14 protein-coding genes are annotated in these 15,213 nt (G+C 66.8%); 4 read left to right on the plus strand and 10 right to left on the minus strand.

Annotated elements, in window-relative coordinates; genetic code table 11:
• Positions 1 to 88: 88 nt before the first annotated feature.
• Positions 89 to 1,285 (minus strand): glycoside hydrolase family 76 protein, encoded by a 1,197-nt coding sequence (locus tag CFN17_RS09565; protein WP_208751160.1) that lies wholly within the window; start codon positions 1,283 to 1,285, stop codon positions 89 to 91.
• A gap of 187 nt (positions 1,286 to 1,472) precedes the next feature.
• On the opposite strand from CFN17_RS09565, the gene CFN17_RS09570 reads away from it, so the two are divergent.
• Positions 1,473 to 2,282, plus strand: a complete 810-nt coding sequence (locus CFN17_RS09570; protein ID WP_208751161.1) for an SDR family NAD(P)-dependent oxidoreductase — start codon at positions 1,473 to 1,475, stop codon at positions 2,280 to 2,282.
• Positions 2,279 to 3,490: an acyl-CoA dehydrogenase family protein gene (locus CFN17_RS09575; RefSeq protein WP_261792427.1), complete on the plus strand. Its 1,212-nt coding sequence runs from the start codon at positions 2,279 to 2,281 to the stop codon at positions 3,488 to 3,490. The genes CFN17_RS09570 and CFN17_RS09575 overlap by 4 nt, the downstream gene beginning before the upstream one ends.
• Positions 3,491 to 3,499: 9 nt before the next feature.
• Here CFN17_RS09575 and CFN17_RS09580 read toward each other — a convergent pair whose 3' ends face one another.
• The 9 genes from CFN17_RS09580 to CFN17_RS09620 form a co-directional block, all read right to left on the minus strand.
• Positions 3,500 to 4,348, minus strand: a complete 849-nt coding sequence (locus CFN17_RS09580; RefSeq protein WP_208751162.1) for a DUF1684 domain-containing protein — start codon at positions 4,346 to 4,348, stop codon at positions 3,500 to 3,502.
• Positions 4,345 to 4,953: a TetR/AcrR family transcriptional regulator gene (locus CFN17_RS09585; protein ID WP_208751163.1), complete on the minus strand. Its 609-nt coding sequence runs from the start codon at positions 4,951 to 4,953 to the stop codon at positions 4,345 to 4,347. Before CFN17_RS09585 ends, CFN17_RS09580 begins: the two co-directional genes overlap by 4 nt.
• Positions 4,954 to 5,037: 84 nt before the next feature.
• Complete coding sequence (locus CFN17_RS09590) at positions 5,038 to 5,631, minus strand: TetR family transcriptional regulator (protein WP_208751164.1); 594 nt, start codon at positions 5,629 to 5,631, stop codon at positions 5,038 to 5,040.
• Positions 5,628 to 6,644, minus strand: a complete 1,017-nt coding sequence (locus CFN17_RS09595) for an aldo/keto reductase (RefSeq protein ID WP_208751165.1) — start codon at positions 6,642 to 6,644, stop codon at positions 5,628 to 5,630. The genes CFN17_RS09590 and CFN17_RS09595 overlap by 4 nt, the downstream gene beginning before the upstream one ends.
• 99 nt (positions 6,645 to 6,743) lie before the next feature.
• The gene (locus CFN17_RS09600; protein ID WP_208751166.1) at positions 6,744 to 7,823 is read right to left on the minus strand and encodes a LacI family DNA-binding transcriptional regulator; all 1,080 of its coding nucleotides are present in this window, start codon (positions 7,821 to 7,823) and stop codon (positions 6,744 to 6,746) included.
• 38 nt (positions 7,824 to 7,861) lie between these two features.
• Entirely contained in the window at positions 7,862 to 8,764 is a 903-nt protein-coding gene (locus tag CFN17_RS09605) for a carbohydrate ABC transporter permease (protein WP_208751167.1), read from the minus strand.
• The gene (locus tag CFN17_RS09610; RefSeq protein ID WP_208751168.1) at positions 8,761 to 9,642 is read right to left on the minus strand and encodes a carbohydrate ABC transporter permease; all 882 of its coding nucleotides are present in this window, start codon (positions 9,640 to 9,642) and stop codon (positions 8,761 to 8,763) included. The genes CFN17_RS09605 and CFN17_RS09610 overlap by 4 nt, the downstream gene beginning before the upstream one ends.
• A gap of 46 nt (positions 9,643 to 9,688) precedes the next feature.
• On the minus strand, positions 9,689 to 11,026 hold the full coding sequence (locus CFN17_RS09615) for an ABC transporter substrate-binding protein (protein WP_208751169.1): 1,338 nt from the start codon (positions 11,024 to 11,026) through the stop codon (positions 9,689 to 9,691).
• Positions 11,027 to 11,091: 65 nt separating this feature from the next.
• Positions 11,092 to 12,528 (minus strand): GH32 C-terminal domain-containing protein, encoded by a 1,437-nt coding sequence (locus CFN17_RS09620; protein ID WP_208751170.1) that lies wholly within the window; start codon positions 12,526 to 12,528, stop codon positions 11,092 to 11,094.
• A 355-nt stretch (positions 12,529 to 12,883) separates the two neighbouring features.
• On the opposite strand from CFN17_RS09620, the gene CFN17_RS09625 reads away from it, so the two are divergent.
• Both CFN17_RS09625 and CFN17_RS09630 read left to right on the plus strand, forming a co-directional pair.
• Positions 12,884 to 14,443: a glycoside hydrolase family 32 protein gene (locus tag CFN17_RS09625; RefSeq protein WP_208751171.1), complete on the plus strand. Its 1,560-nt coding sequence runs from the start codon at positions 12,884 to 12,886 to the stop codon at positions 14,441 to 14,443.
• Between the two features lie 89 nt (positions 14,444 to 14,532).
• On the plus strand, positions 14,533 to 15,213 hold the full coding sequence (locus CFN17_RS09630) for an NADPH-dependent F420 reductase (RefSeq protein WP_208751172.1): 681 nt from the start codon (positions 14,533 to 14,535) through the stop codon (positions 15,211 to 15,213).

A 15,213-nucleotide genomic window follows, 5' to 3' on the forward strand; every position in this document is an offset into this window, starting at 1 on the left:
AGCCAAACCTAAGCAACCAACCTGAGGTGCCGTTAAGTGATCAGGATCACATGAATTACGAAACTGTTGCGTGACGTAATTGGGCCGGTTAGGAAGCCGGTGCCGGGGCGGCGGCGATCGCCGCGGCCGCCTCCAGGACCATCCAGGCCTGCAGCTGGGTGGACAGTTCGACGGCGGCGCCCTCCGGGTAGCTGCGGCGTGCCGGCGCCTCGGTCCGGTCCGAGAAGACCAGGTGGCTGCCGCCGCGGGCCAGGAGGTCCTGCGGCGGAAGGATCCGCCGGCCTTCCCAGAGTGCCTCGGCGGTGTCGTTCACGAGGGCCGCCGCCGTGGCCCGGGTGCTGTCCGGCAGGCGCGCGTCGAGGGCGGCGAGGGCGAGGTAGCGGGTCAGAATGCCGGTGAAGAGGCCGCCGTCGCCGGTGCCCTCGCAGCGCAGAACGGCGGCGCTGCGGCCAAGGAGCGGCGCCTCCTGCGTGAGGCTGCGTGCCACGGCGTCCACGAGGGCGGCCGCGCGCTCGAGGTTCGCCCCGCCCCCGAGTTCCAGCAGCGCGCCGAGGATCGGGCCCTGGTTGTAGGTGTAGATGGTCTCCTCCAGCAGGACATCGCCGGCGCCTGAAATCCGCAGGCCGTCCCCGTACAGGCCCTGCCCGGGTTCGTAGAGGCGCGCGTCCAGCCAGTCGACGAGGGCCTGGGCCTTCGCCGCGTGGCCCGTCCGCGCGTAGTACAGGGCCACCGGCGCGGTGGCCGGCGTGTTCTTGAAATCGCGCTTCTTGCTCCAGAACGTGCCGCCGCCGAGGTCGTCCGTGGACCCGGCGTCGAACTGCAGCGTCAGGCTCTGCAGGACCTTGGCGTTGCGCTCCCTGCCGGCGCGGTTGCGGCTGTCTTCGGCGAGTTTGTCCAGCCGCAGCGTCGCCAGGGCCAGCCAGGCCATGTCGTCGTAGTAGTCGTTGACCACCGTCAGGAAATTGCGCAGCCGGATGCCGGTGACCAGCCGGGAGGCGAGCCGGCCGGCGCTGGGCCGGTTTTCGCCGTCGAACTTGCCGCCGGGATGCCCCGGCGTCCCCAACTCCCGGCGCCCGGCGTCCACGAGGCAGTCCAGGTAGTGCGCCTGCCACCAGTAGTGCCAGGGGCGGGAGAGGCTTTTGAGCCGGCGCGAGGGCCGGAGGACCGCGGCGATGTGGGTTCCCGGCAGGAAGAAGAGCCGCTGCCCGAAGAGCCTGGTCACCGAGCGGGCGGCCTCGTCGGCGCGGAAGGACCAGTTGGGGGCGGAAGCGTCGGGTCGGGTCATGGTTTCACCCTAATGGCGCCGGGCGCCCGGGCGGCGATCGTGACGGCGGCGTGACGGGGGCCGGGCAAAGGTGCGGAAGGCCGGCATTCCAGTTAACATTCACTAACTAATGTTCGGGGTGAGGCTGCCCGTGCAGCCCGCGTCACGGCTCTGCCGCCGGGGTTCGGTTCCACATCAAGGAGGATGGATGGACATCAAGGGTACGGTCGCGCTGATTACGGGCGGGGCCTCGGGTCTCGGCGCCGCTACGGCCAGGCGCCTGTTTGATGCCGGCGCGTCGGTGGTCCTGGTGGACCTGCCGGGGTCCGCAGGGGAGGCTCTGGCCGCCGAGCTAACCGCGTCGGCGTCGGCCGGGGAAGGCGCCGGCGGCCGCACGGCAGTCTTCACCCCCGCCGACGTCACCGACGAAGCGCAGGTGCAGGCCGCCGTCGACGCCGCCACCGCGCTCGGCCCGCTGCGCATCGTGGTCAACTGCGCAGGCATCGCCACCCCCGGCAAAGTCCTGGGCCGCGACGGCGTGCTGCCCCTGGAGACCTTCAACCGCGTCATCCAGATCAACCTCGTGGGCACCTTCAACGTCATCCGGCTGGCCGCGGCCGCGATGGCCGCCACCGAACCGGCCGTTACGGAACTCGGCGGGCCCGAACGCGGCGTCATCATCAACACCGCGTCCGTGGCCGCCTTCGACGGCCAGATCGGCCAGCCCGCCTACGCTGCCTCCAAGGGCGCCGTGGCCGCCATGACGCTGCCGATCGCCCGGGAACTTGCCCGCTCGCTGATCCGGGTGGTGACCATTGCCCCCGGGATCTTCGAGACCCCCATGATGGCCGGGCTGCCGCAGGAGGCGCAGGACTCGCTGGGCCGGCAGGTGCCGCACCCCTCACGGCTGGGCCGGGCCGCCGAATACGCCAACCTCGCCGCGCACATTGTGGACAACGCCATGCTCAACGGCGAGACCATCCGGCTCGACGGCGCCATCCGCATGGGACCGAAATGACCAGGACCGAAATGACCGGGACCGCCGTGGCCGGGCTGCCGGCGGCGGACTTCTTCGACTACGAATCCCTGCTCAGCGCCGCGGAACAAGCCAAGCTGGCCCAGCTGCGGGAGTTCCTGGCCGCCGAGGTCGCACCCTTCGCATGCGACTGGTGGAACAACGCCGAATTCCCGGCGCACATCCTGCCCAAGCTGGCGGCCCTGGAGCTCAGCGCGCCGGTCCAGCGGGGATACAGCAACCTGTTCGCCGGCATCGTCATCGCCGAGATGACCCGGGTGGACACCTCGCTGGCCACTTTCTTCCTGGTCCACCACGACCTCTTCGTGGAGTCGCTCTACGGCTTCGGCTCGGACGAGCAGAAAGCCCGCCTGCTCGCGGACGCCGCGAACCTGCGCACCACCGGCGCCTTCGCGCTCACCGAGCCGGACCATGGCTCGGATGTGGCCGGCGGCATGGAAACCCGGGCGCGCCGCGTCCCCGGCGGAGCGGCCGACGGCGGCGATGCCTGGGTGCTCAACGGCGCCAAACGCTGGATCGGCAACGGGACGTTCTGCGATTACATGCTGGTCTGGGCCCGTGACGAGGCCGACGGCGGCATCCGCGGCTTCATCGTCGACGCCACCCTGCCCGGGGTCAGCCGGAGTCGGATCGAGCACAAGATTGCCCTGCGCACCGTGCAGAACGCGGACATCGTCTTCACCGACGTCCTGGTGGCGGAAGCGGACCGGTTCGCCGGCATCAGCAGCTTCGAGGACACCAACGAGCTTCTGCGCGGCTCCCGGATCATGGTGGCCTGGCAGGCGGTGGGGCAGCAGTTGGCGGCGTTCGACGTCGCCCGGCAGCACGCCGTCGAACGCCGGCAGTTCGGCCGCCCGCTGGCGAAGTTCCAGCTGGTCCAGCAGCAGCTGGTGACCATGCTGGGCAACGCCGTGGCCAGCATCGGCATGATGGTCCGGGTCGCCCAGCTGCAGGACCGGGGCGCCGCGGACATGCCCCAGGTGGCGCTCGCGAAGTCCTACGTCAGCGCCCGGATGCGGGAGACCGTGGCGATGGGCCGGTCTCTGCTGGGCGGCAACGGGATTGTCACCGACTACCGGATGGCCAAGATCTTCGCCGACGCCGAGGCGATCTACACCTACGAGGGTTCGTTCGAGATCAACACGCTGATTGCCGGACGCGCCGTCACCGGGGTGTCCGCGATCGTCTAAGAAGACGGTCTAAAAGAGGCCAGGTTCCTTCTCCCCGGCCTCGATCCGGTAGTCCAGGCTGTTGTTCTTCACCGGCATCGGGCAGGTGCCGTACGGGGTGAAGGCGCTGGGGTAGTTGATGGCCCGGTTGAAGTCCAGGATCACGGTCTTGTTTCCCATGGAATCGACGCGGGGCCGCGCGGTGGAAACCTTGCGCCACTCATCGGTCGATTCGCCGTTCGTCTCGTCGTGGAACGTCACCGTCAGTGCTCCGAGCTTCTCCTCCTCGGCCTGCAGCCGGAACTCGTGCTCCGAGCCGGGAAGGCCGAAGACCAGCTCGCCGACCGAGCGGTGGATACCGTCCACCAGCGGGTTGGCGGTGCCGATCGGCACGTCCACGGGCTCGGGATACGGCTCGAACCGCGCCTCGACCACCAGGTCCGGGCGGAAGTCGAAGGTGGGCACGCCGTCGAACCCGGTAAACACCGGCGACCGCGAATCCCGAGTGCGGATCGCGTACCGGCCCGCCCGCATGGCGAGTTCCACCAGCACCTGGCGGCCGTCGTCGCCGCCGTACCGGACCCACATGAGCGATTCCTCGTCGGCGAGCACGGCGCTGACGGTCCCGTCCACGGGCTCGTCCGTGGCCACGAGGCTCAGCCCCTCGGACGCGGCGGCAGTGAGAAACGCCGTCGTCCCGTCCGTCGACCAAAGCCCGGGGGCCAGTTCGACGGCGGCCGGGCGGCTCTCCAGCCACTGGAAGGACGTCAGTGTCAGCCAGCCGTAGTCGCTGGCCAGGGCCGCGTTGCGGTTGCTCCGGAATCGCTGCCAGCGGGCGAGCTGCGGGTCGGGGGCCGGGTCGGGGGCTCCGGTGGTCATGGTGTCCTCCTGAGGCTGGCGGCCACGAGCTCGGCCGCGGCGTCGCCGGCAGCGCTGGCGGCGGCCGGGTCGCCGTCGAGCACGCCGCTGGCCAGGCCGCCGTCGAGCAGCAGGGTCAGGCTGCGGGCGAGCCGGTCAGGGTCCTGGGCGCCGGCGCGCTCGGCGAGGCCGCGAATCCAGGCGCGGACCTCCTGCTTGTGGGCCACGGTCCGGTCGTGGATCCGCGTGCCGGCAGCCGACTCGGCGGCCGCGTTGATGAAGGCGCAGCCGCGGTAGCCGTCACGGCGGCATGCGGTGGTCAGGGCGTCGAACAGGCCCACGAGCTGGGCCGCCGGATCCGGCCCCGCGGCTTCGGCGGCGGCGTGAAGCTGACCCGTCCACACGCCGTCGACCTTTTCCAGGTACGCCAGAATGAGGTCGTCCTTGGCCGGAAAATACTTATAGAACGTCGCTTTCGCGACGCCGGACTCGGCGATGATCGTGTCGATGCCGGCGGCCCGGAGCCCCTGTGCGTAGAACAGCCGGAAGGCGGTGGCCAGGATTTTCTCCCTGGCCTGCCCGGCGGGGGTGCGGGCCGGCGGTGCGGTGGAAGCTGGCGACGTCATCTCACAATCGTACACAGACAAGTCTGTCTATGCCGGGGTGCTGGTCCCGTCCCGCTGTCCGGGCCGGGCGGGGGGGCGCACGGCCTAATTGCGGGCGGCCAAGCCCTGCACCAGCAGCCGCCAGACCTCCACCAGTTCGGTCCCGATGGCGGGATCCGACCAGTCAGGCGCATGCAGCGGATGGTGGAACCGTGCCGTGGCGTGCAGGACGGCAAGGCCCGCGGCTGCCGAATCCGTGGCCGCAAAATCGCCGCTGCTGATGCCGTCGGCGATGATCCGGGTCAGCTGCGCGGCCAGGTGCTCCACGTGGGCGGCGACGACTTCCCGCGCCTCGGTGGTCAGCTGGCTGAAGGTGGCGAACAGTTCGGGATCGTTCAGCGCCATGCCCTGCTTGATGGCCGCGAGCCGCTGCAGCCAGCGGAGCAGACGTTCCGCGGCGGGACCGTCCGTGTCCCGGTCGGGGTCCAGCGGCGCGACGAGGCGCTCCAGCCAGCGCCTGGCCACCGCATCCCGCAGCGCCACTTTCGTGGGGAAGTGCCGGTACACGCTGCCGTGGCTGACACCGAGGGCCTTCGCGACGTCCACTACCGTGGCCTTACCCGGACCAAAGCGCCGCAGCACGTCTTCGGCGGCGTCGAGGATGCGCTCTTCCGTCAGTACGACGGCGGCAGGGGTCACCGGCGTTCGCTGTCGAGCATGGCCATCTGGCCCGCGTCGTAACGCGTGCCCGCGGCGGCCCCGGCAGGGACGGCGGCCTCGATGGCTGCCAGGTCCTCAGCGGACAGGGCCAGACCGGCCGCTGCCAGGGACTCGGTAAGCCGGTCGCGGCGGCGGGCGCCGACCAGCGGGACGATGTCCTCGCCGCGGGACAGCACCCAGGCGATGGCAAGCTGGGCGACAGTTGCGCCCTTGCCGTCCGCAATGGCTCGCAGCCGTTCGACAAGTTCGAGGTTGCGCTGCAGGTTCTCGCCGGAGAAGCGGGGCAGGTGGGCCCGGAAGTCGCGCCGGTTCCCGGCTCCGGAGGGGGGCCAGTGGCCCGAAACCAGGCCGCGGGACAGTACGCCGTAGGCGGTAATGCCGACGCCGAGTTCACGGGCCGCCGGGAGGATGTCCTGCTCGATGCCGCGCGAGACGAGGGAATATTCGATCTGGAGGTCGGAGACCGGGTGGACGGCGGTGGCCCGGTGCAGGGTGTCGGCGCCCACCTCGGAGAGCCCGATGTGGCGGATGAGGCCCTGCTGCACGAGTCCGGCGAGGGCGCCCATGGTCTCCTCGATCGGGACGGCCGGGTCGAGGCGGGCGGGCCGGTAGATGTCGATGTAGTCGGTGCCGAGGCGCCGCAGGGTGTAGGCCAGGAAGTTCTTGATGGCCGCGGGCCGGGTGTCCACGCCGTTCCAGGCGCCCCGGGCGTCGCGCAGGACGCCGAATTTCACGCTGATCTGCGCGTTCTCGCGGCGCCGGCCGCGGATCGCGTCACGCAGCAGCAGTTCATTGTGGCCCATGCCGTAGAAGTCCCCGGTGTCCAGCAGGGTCACGCCGGCGTCGAGCGCGGCCTGGATCGTGGCGGTGCTCTCAGCGTCGTCGGCCGGGCCGTAAAGATCGGACATGCCCATCAGGCCAAGGCCGATGGGTGCGGCAATGGGGCCCGTGGAACCCAGAGTGCGGGTGGCGCTGAGTGTGGAAGTTGTCATGGAAGCAGGTTACAGCCATCAGATGACAGATTTCAAATTTTGTCAGTCGTTCGATATCGCAGGGTCGGCGCGCCCGGCTCTGCCGTAGACACATCAGTCCTACGCGGGCGAGTGCACGGCCACGGAAGCTCGTTCAACGGCGGGGCACGCGATTTTGAGAGCGGCGTCGGTCGGTGCCTGGTCCAAGCCCAGTAACAGGCGTACTCCGGCGGCCCCCAGTTCGTAGTGGGGCAGTGACACTGTGGACAAGGGAGGCCGAAGGTGGGCTGCGATGACCTCCTGGTTGTCGAAACCCACCACGGCGATGTCGTCCGGGATGGAAAGCCCCTGTTCCCGCAGGCCGTCGTAAAGTCCCATGGCCATTCGGTCGTTGTAGCAGTACACGGCGGTGACGTCGCGCTTGAGAAGCTCTTCGGTGGCGCCGTATCCGCCTTCCTGGTCCGGATAGGCCTCCATGACCAAGTGGGGGTCAAAGGGGATCCCGGCAGCCCTGAGCGCTTCCTTGTACCCCTGGAGCCGTCCGTCCTTGGCCGGGGCGGGGATCGTGGCGTTAATGAACGCGATGCGCCGGTGGCCGCCGCGGAGCAGGATTTCCGTTGCGGACTGCCCGCCCTGTGCTTCGTCGGGTATCACGGCGCGGGCCGCCCCCGGCTCAGGGGAAAAGCAGTTGACCAGGACGAAGTCCGCTTCGCGCAGCGTTTCGGGGATGTCGGTGGGTCGGTGGAACCATGTCGAGTACAGGATGCCGCGCACCTTATATTCGAGCATCATGGCAATCGCGTCCTTTTCGAGGTCGCGGTTGCCCTCAGTGTTGGCGATCAGCAGGGCGTACCCGTGTTTCCAGGCTTCGTCCTGGGCTCCGTGGATGATCTGGCCGGCGAAGGGGGTGGTGGCGACACCATCTGCGACCAGCCCGATGAACCGTGAGGTGCCGCTGACCAGTGTCTTGGCCATTGCGTTGGGACGGTAGCCGAGCTGCCGGATGGCGTCGTGGACGCGTTGGCGTGTCTCATCGGCGATGCGTGCATTCTTCTTTTTGTTGATCACGAGCGAGACCGTGGCAGTGGAGACGCCCGCTGCTTCAGCAACTTCGCGGAGGGTAACAGGATGTGCGCGGCCCGTTCTGACAGGAACGTCGGGGGTGGCCGCGGTGCCTGAATTTTTCTCCTGCGAAATCATCTGTCCTCCATCAGGAGTATAACCGCCTGCCATCACCGTCATCCCTTCGTCGCCCCGCTTTCCAAGCCCTGGATCATGGCCTTGTTCAGGACAAGGAAGACCAGCAACAGGGGCGTGATGGTGACGCACACTGCGGCAAACGTTGCAGTCCAATCGACTTTGCCCATGGCGCCGATGTAGTTCTGCAAGCCCAGGGGAATGGTCTTCAACTCCTCGGAAAGGACGAACGTGTTGGCGAAAATGAAGTCGTTCCAGATGAAGATGCTGTTGACCAGGACCACGGTGACCACGGTGTTCAGTGACAGCGGCAGCGTGATCAGTCCGAAGATCCGGTACGGCCCGGCGCCGTCCAGGGAAGCGGCTTCATAGGTTTCCCGGGGGATGTATTCGAAGAAGGAGGAGAACAGGTATACGGACATGGGCAGGGCGAAACCGGCCAGAGGGATGATCATCGACTGGTAGGTGTCCAGCAGGTTTACTGCTGAGTAGTCGATGAACAGCGGCACCAGGGCGATCTGGACGGGAACGATGATGCCGATCAGGAACAGGCCGCGGACAAATTTGCTCAGACGGAAACCAAGGACCTGGATGGCGTAGGCGGCCATCATGCCGAACAGGACGATCACCACGTTCGCGCCCATGGTGACGATGAAGCTGTTCAGGATGTTCCGGCCGAGGTCACCTGTCTCGAACGCTCGTGCGTAGTTCTCCCATGTCAGGGAACCAGGAAGGGCGAAAGGGTCACCGGTCGCGAAGTCCTGCTCGGTGCGCAGGCTGGTCAGGAACAGCCAGGCGAGAGGGTAGACCTGGACGATCACGATCAGCGAGATCAGTACCCGCGACAGGGTCCGGTGCAGGCTGGGCTTCCGGCGCCGCCTGTTTATGGTCGGCACGGGGGACAGGGTGGGCGGCGGCGTCGCCGGGGCTGTCTGGACGATCATGAATCTGCCTTCCGCTTGAGCATGAACAGGATGAGGCCGACGGCGGCAAGGCATTCGATCACGATGAACACGGAGACAGTGCTGGCGTACCCGAAATCGGTGCTGGTGAACGCTGTTTTGTACATGTAGGTTGTGAGCAGTTCGGAGGATTGCCCGGGACCGCCGCTGGTCATGAGGTAGGGGATGTCGAAGCCGCGCAGGCCGTAGGTGGTCGCCATGATGGTGGTGGTGATCCAGACGGGCCGGATGTACGGGAAGCGGATTTTCGTGAAGAGCGTCCACTGTGAGGCGCCGTCCAGGACCGCGGCTTCTTCCAGTTCTTTGGGCACCGCGATCAGGGCGGCGTAAATGATGAGCATGTACAGCCCCGTGAACCTCCAGCCTTCGGGGGCGGAAACGGCGGCCAGCACGGTGTTGACGTCGGACAACCACGCCCGTTCGAAGGTGCCGAGACCCACCCAGTGCAGTAGCTGGTTGAGCAGGCCGACGGGATCAATGGAGTAGATCCGCACGAAGAGGAACGCGATCGCCACCGTGGAGATGACGGCCGGCAGGAGATAGAGGGTCTTGATGAGCTCCCGTCCCCGGCGCAGGGATGTGAGGAGGCTGGCGACCACCAGCGCGCCGCCGAGCTGCAGGACCAGGCAGATGGCCAGGTAGATGAGCGCGTTGGCAAACGAGCGCCAGAAGATGTCATCGGCAGTGAGCATGCGGACGTAGTTTTCAAACCCGATGAACTCCATGTCGCTGATGCCGTTCCAGGAGAAGAAGCTCAGGAACAGGGACTGAAGAATCGGGAACAGGACAGCTGCGCAGTACAGCAGCAGGGGCGGGAGCAGGAAGACCAGGACGGACGTCTTTGACCTGTTGGGGAGCATGGCTGGGCCTTTCGGGCGGGGACCTGGCGGCCCCCGCCGCTGCGGTTTACTTGAAGAACTTAGGGGCGTTCTGCTTGATGGTCTCGTCCATCGTGCTCGTGAATTGCTCCGGCGTGATGTTCCCTTGGACCAGGAGCACGAGTTCCTGCTGGAGCCTGCCGTTGGTGGTGGGGTCCAGCTGGGTGTCCCACGGCATGGCCTGCTTGCTCCCAAGGTCGTTGGCCGTGTCCAGGGCCTTCTTGTACAGCGGCGTGGCGTTCGCCGGGACCGCTGTCTGCACGTTCGTCGTGGGGGAGAGGGCGCCGGTGGCCGCGTACTCGGCCGGATACTTCGCCAACGCGAATTTCAGGAAGTCGCTGACCAGCGGATCGTAGGTCTTGGCGTTCACGGCCATTCCGATGCCGGACGGGGAGACGAACTCGTTGGCCGACGTGACTGCGCCATGAGTCGTTGGCAGGGTGAAGAAGTCGATGTTGTCCCGGGCTGCGGGATTCAGTTTGTCCGTGGCCAGGCTGGGCAGCTCCCACGTGCCGATGTTGTACATGGCCGCCTGGCCGGAGGTGAACTGGTTCTGCGCATCCGAGTAGCCCTGCGCGGAGAAGCCGTCCTGGAAGCATTTGGCCTTGCCGAGCTCGGCCATCCATTGGACGGTCTTCTGTCCGGCAGGATCGGCGAACTTCGCGTCGCCCTTCTTCAGCTTCTGGACGAGCTCCGGTCCGGCTTCCCGGAACGGCTGGTAGGCCACGTAGCGTTCCAGCGGCCACTGGTCCTGGCCGTCGATGGCGATCGGGGTGATCCCCGCCTTGCGCAGCGCGGTGCACATCGCCGGGATGTCATCGAGCGATTTCGGCACCGTGACGCCTGCTTTTTCCAGCAGCGCTTTGTTGTACCAGATGAATTCCAGCTCGAACTGGAACGGAATCATGTAGAGCGAGCCGTCGTCGAAGCGCTGGTAATCCAGGGCGCCGGGCCGGTAGGTGTCGTAGGTGCCCAGGGACTTCAGGAGCTTCCCGGCGTCGACCATTTTGCCCTGTTTTGCCAATTGCTGGGCGAAAGGCGTGGCGTCTGTGTCGAACAGCTCGGGGAGCTTGTTGGCGGCCGCCAGCGTCTCGAGCTTTTGGATGTAGGAGGGCCGGTCCGGGGTTGTGATGAGGTTCAGGGCGAAGCCCGGATGGTCCTTGGCGTAGTCACCGGCGAGCTTCTTCATGATGTTGATGACTGCCCCGTCAGCGGGACGGGACAGCAGCCAGGAAATTTCACGGGGCTTGATCTCCCCGGCGGGGCTGACATTGGCTGGGTCGCTGGACCCTCCTGCGCCGGCGCAGGCCGTCAAGGCCAAGGCTGCGGCGGCGGCGACGGCAGCAGCACGAAATAGTCTTCTCATTGCGGCAATCTCCCTTGATTGGTTCGGAGTTCGGAGTTCGGAGTTCGGGGTTGGGGCGGGGTTATTCAGTTGTCGGCGCGCTTACGTATCTCAAGTTCGGTGACGGTGACGGATCCTTCGCCGGCGAAGACGCCGATCCGTCCCGCGGGCAGGTCGTAGAGCCGGGTGCTGAGAGCTACCTGCTGGTCGACGACGGCGACGCACAGATCGCCGTCGACGACGACCTCCAGGGTGTGTTCGCCCGGGGCAAGGCTGCAAGGACGTTCCAGTTCGATCTCGAACGGGATGTCGCCGGACACGTGCCATTGGGCGTCTCCGGTGATGGTGCGTGGCCAGCGGTCGAAAACCAGCCGGCCGCGTTTCGGTTCCAGACGCAGGACGTAGGATTTGTCGCCGTCGTGGCTGGAGCGCAGCAACAGCCCGCATTCGGTGGTGTGGGGGCTGATCTGCAGCACAGCCTTGGCATAGAACCGGTCGGGCAGTTCTTCCTCGGAGATAACGGCGGCGTACCCGTCCGGCACGTCCAGCCGTGCCGGCAATCCGCCCGTCAGGGATACCGTGACGTCGTCCCAGAAGCTGTCCACGAGTTCATCGGCAAACCCGAATCCCAGTGTCCCGTCCGGGTTCTGGCGGGCTTCCAGGACGGACATCGTGCCGGCCCACTGCCAGGGCCCGCCGTCGGTGTTGCCTTCCTTGCTGGCGATCCATCCGAAGAAGAAGCGGCGCCCATCGCGTTCTGCCGTCTTGGATGCGTAGAAGGCGCGGCCGTCGATGCTGTCCAGGTCCGGCACGGTCCAGGGCCCGTCGGGGCTCCTGGCCATGCGGTATCGGGTAGTGAACGATTCGGAGAACTCGGAATACACCATGTACCACCAGTCACCCCAGGCGAAGACGTCGGGGCATTCATGGGTGATGTAGCGGCGCGGATCCCAGAAGGGCTCGGTGTGCTTCCAGGTCATCAGGTCACTGGACACGCACTGGGCGATGACGCCGCGGCGCCGTTCCGGCCCGTCGGAATGCCGTGCCGCCAGCAGCATCCTCCACTGGTCCTTGCTTTCATCCCGGAACACGAAGGGATCCCGCCAGTCCCCGGGCTCGTAGCCGTCCGGGGCACCGAACGTGAGTTCCGGATGCTTCGTCCAGGTCTGCATGCCGTCAGTGCTCGAGGCGTGCATGACCAGCTGCAGGGGCGTCCCGTCGGGGCCGAGGTTCCGGGGGTTCTGACCTGTGTAGAACAGGTGGTGGATGCCGGCGTCGTCGACGGCGATACTGCCGGTGTAGGCATTGAAGTCCGGCTCGGTTTCGCTGCCGTGGTGCAGGGAAACGCCATGGTCCTGGAATTGCGTGAGGTCCTTGGTGGTGACGAGGTTCCATGCGGTACCGGGTTTCGGATCCGAGCGGTCTTCGTGAAGGTAGAAGAGCCAAAACTCGCCGTCCTTCTCGAACGGGATGAGGTCCCCGACCCATCCGTCGTCGGGCTGGAAGAAGACTGAGCGTTTCATCTGCGCTGATGTCCCATCTGCTAAAGCGTTTGATCACCTGAAGCTAGCGTGGACAGCCCCGAGGATCAAGCGTTTTAGCAAAGATTTCTTTTTTGCTTCTACTGCGGCACACCGCTGTGATTAAACGCTTGACCAGGGGCGGGGAATCCCACTATCGTCCTGCCTATCGGTGAATCCCCCGCCCCTCGGCGTCGAGCGGCGAGGCATTGTCCCGATCACCGGCAGATGGGGTTCCGGCCGCTGGAACGCCCGGTGTTGCCGCCCGCGAGTGCGCCGTGCCCCCGCCGATACGCCTCGACTACCCCTACGTCCAGCCGGCTAAGGCGCCCGCCGGACCTTGAGAGGAAACAAATCCATGACGCACAACATCTCGCGGCGCACTGTCCTGCACGGTGCGGGCCTTGGGGCTGTTGCCCTTTTCGCCCATGGCGGCATGCCCGCCGCAGCGCATGCCCAGTCATCCCTGCGGGCCGTCTACCATATGACACCGCCCTCCGGCTGGCTGTGCGACCCGCAGCGCCCCGTGTTCACCCGCGGCGCCTTCCAGCTGTACTACCTGCACTCCGGGCAGAATAACGGCCAGGGCGGGTGGGACCACGCGACCACCAGCGATGGCGTGTCATTCGTCCACCACGGGGTGGTGATGCCCTTGCAGCCCGATTTCCCGGTGTGGTCGGGGTCGGCCGTCGTTGACACCGCCAACACCGCCGGCTTCGGCGCCGGGGCGGTGATCGCACTCGCGACGCAGCCGACCGACGGGGTCCGCAAGTATCAGGAGCAGTACCTCTACTGGTCGACCGACGGCGGCTACACCTTCACCGCACTCGCGGACCCGGTGATCCTCAATGCCGACGGCCGCACGGCCACGGAACCCGCCGAGATCGAAAACGCCGAGTGGTTCCGCGATCCCAAAATCCACTGGGATGCGGTCCGCGGCGAGTGGGTATGCGTGATCGGGCGGGCGCGCTATGCAGCCCTTTACACATCGCCGAACCTGCGGGACTGGCAGTGGGCGTCAAACTTCGACTACCCAAACCATGCGCTCGGCGGGATCGAGTGTCCCGATCTGTTTGAGATGGCCGCCGGCGACGGCACCCGGCATTGGGTGCTCGGAGCGAGCATGGATGCCTACAGTGTCGGCCTGCCGATGACGTATGCCTACTGGACGGGCACTTGGAACGGTGTGGCGTTCATCGCCGACAGCCTCACCCCGCAGTGGCTCGACTGGGGCTGGGACTGGTACGCCGCTGTGACATGGCCATCGGCCGAGGCGCCGGAGACCAAGCGGCTTGCAATCGCCTGGATGAACAACTGGAAGTATGCGGCCCGCGACGTGCCCACCGATGCATCCGACGGGTACAACGGGCAGAACTCGATCGTGCGGGAACTGCGGCTCGAGCGCCAGGCGGGCGGCTGGTATAGCTTGCTCAGTACCCCTGTCGAGGCGCTTTCACGCTACGTCACCACGACCACCGCACTCCCTGACCGCACGGTCAACGGCAGCTCCGTGCTGCCGTGGAGCGGGCGCGCCTACGAGCTCGAACTCGACATCTCATGGGATGCGGCCACGAACGTTGGGGTTTCGGTCGGCCGCTCCTCGGACGGACAGCGCCATACGAACGTTGGCAAGTACGGTGACGAGCTGTACGTCGACCGCGGCCCTTCGGACCAGGGCGGCTACTCGCTCGCGCCGTACACGCGTGCTGCCGCGCCCATCGATGCCAATGCGCGATCTGTGCACCTGCGCATCTTCGTCGACACGCAAAGCGTCGAGGTGTTCGTGAACGCAGGGCACACGGTGCTTTCGCAGCAGGTCCATTTCGCCGACGGCGACACCGGCATCTCGTTCTACGCCGTCGGCGGCCCGGCGGACTTCACCGGAATTACCGTCCGCGGGCTCGGCGGCACCAGTTAGCCGCTCCTTGCCGTAGACAGGTCTGTCTGATAGCGTCATGCCCACACGTAGACAAACCTGTCTACTCCACTGACTTGAAAGAGGACGCCATGAAGATTGCAGTACTGGGAACCGGCATGGTGGGGCGTGCCATCGCCGGCGCGCTGGCAGGCCTGGGGCACGACGTCGTGATCGGCACGCGGGATCCGCAGGCGACGCTCGCCCGGACCGAGCCTGACATGATGGGTGCCCCGCCCTTCAGCCAGTGGCACGTGGCCAACTCCGGGGTCGGCGTCGCCGATTTCGCCGACGCCGCGGCGAATGCGGAGCTGATCGTCAATGCCACCAACGGCGCCGGCTCGCTGCCGGCCCTCACCGCGGCGGGCGCCGGCAATCTCGCCGGTAAGGTCATCATGGACGTCGCCAACCCGCTCGACTTCTCGCAGGGCATGCCGCCGTCGCTGAACCCGGTGAACACGGACAGCCTCGGCGAGCAGATCCAGCGGGCCTTTCCCGAGGCCAAAGTGGTCAAGACGCTCAACACGATGAACGCCAGCGTGATGGTCGATCCGGCCCGGGTGGCCGGCGGTGACCACTCCGTCTTCGTTTCGGGAAACGACGCCGATGCCAAGGCGGCCGTGACCGGGATCCTCAAGGCGTTCGGCCACCGCGACGTGATCGACCTCGGCGACATCACGAGCGCCCGCGGGGCGGAAATGCTCCTGCCGGTCTGGCTGCGGATCTGGGGTGCGCTGGGCACGGGCGACTTCAACTTCAAGATCGCCCGGTAG

It is taken from the genome of Arthrobacter sp. PM3 (assembly GCF_003352915.1).
Lineage (GTDB): Bacteria > Actinomycetota > Actinomycetes > Actinomycetales > Micrococcaceae > Arthrobacter.

Excerpts from the sequence above, each read along its gene's own strand:
- CFN17_RS09620 (WP_208751170.1), bottom strand. The coding sequence starts at position 12,528 with ATGAAACGCTCAGTCTTCTTCCAGCCCGACGACGGATGGGTCGGGGAC.
- CFN17_RS09615 (WP_208751169.1), bottom strand. The coding sequence starts at position 11,026 with ATGAGAAGACTATTTCGTGCTGCTGCCGTCGCCGCCGCCGCAGCCTTG.
- CFN17_RS09610 (WP_208751168.1), bottom strand. The coding sequence starts at position 9,642 with ATGCTCCCCAACAGGTCAAAGACGTCCGTCCTGGTCTTCCTGCTCCCG.
- CFN17_RS09625 (WP_208751171.1), top strand. The coding sequence starts at position 12,884 with ATGACGCACAACATCTCGCGGCGCACTGTCCTGCACGGTGCGGGCCTT.
- CFN17_RS09585 (WP_208751163.1), bottom strand. The coding sequence starts at position 4,953 with ATGACGTCGCCAGCTTCCACCGCACCGCCGGCCCGCACCCCCGCCGGG.
- CFN17_RS09595 (WP_208751165.1), bottom strand. The coding sequence starts at position 6,644 with ATGACAACTTCCACACTCAGCGCCACCCGCACTCTGGGTTCCACGGGC.
- CFN17_RS09630 (WP_208751172.1), top strand. The coding sequence starts at position 14,533 with ATGAAGATTGCAGTACTGGGAACCGGCATGGTGGGGCGTGCCATCGCC.
- CFN17_RS09565 (WP_208751160.1), bottom strand. The coding sequence starts at position 1,285 with ATGACCCGACCCGACGCTTCCGCCCCCAACTGGTCCTTCCGCGCCGAC.
- CFN17_RS09570 (WP_208751161.1), top strand. The coding sequence starts at position 1,473 with ATGGACATCAAGGGTACGGTCGCGCTGATTACGGGCGGGGCCTCGGGT.
- CFN17_RS09575 (WP_261792427.1), top strand. The coding sequence starts at position 2,279 with ATGACCAGGACCGAAATGACCGGGACCGCCGTGGCCGGGCTGCCGGCG.
- CFN17_RS09580 (WP_208751162.1), bottom strand. The coding sequence starts at position 4,348 with ATGACCACCGGAGCCCCCGACCCGGCCCCCGACCCGCAGCTCGCCCGC.
- CFN17_RS09605 (WP_208751167.1), bottom strand. The coding sequence starts at position 8,764 with ATGATCGTCCAGACAGCCCCGGCGACGCCGCCGCCCACCCTGTCCCCC.
- CFN17_RS09600 (WP_208751166.1), bottom strand. The coding sequence starts at position 7,823 with ATGATTTCGCAGGAGAAAAATTCAGGCACCGCGGCCACCCCCGACGTT.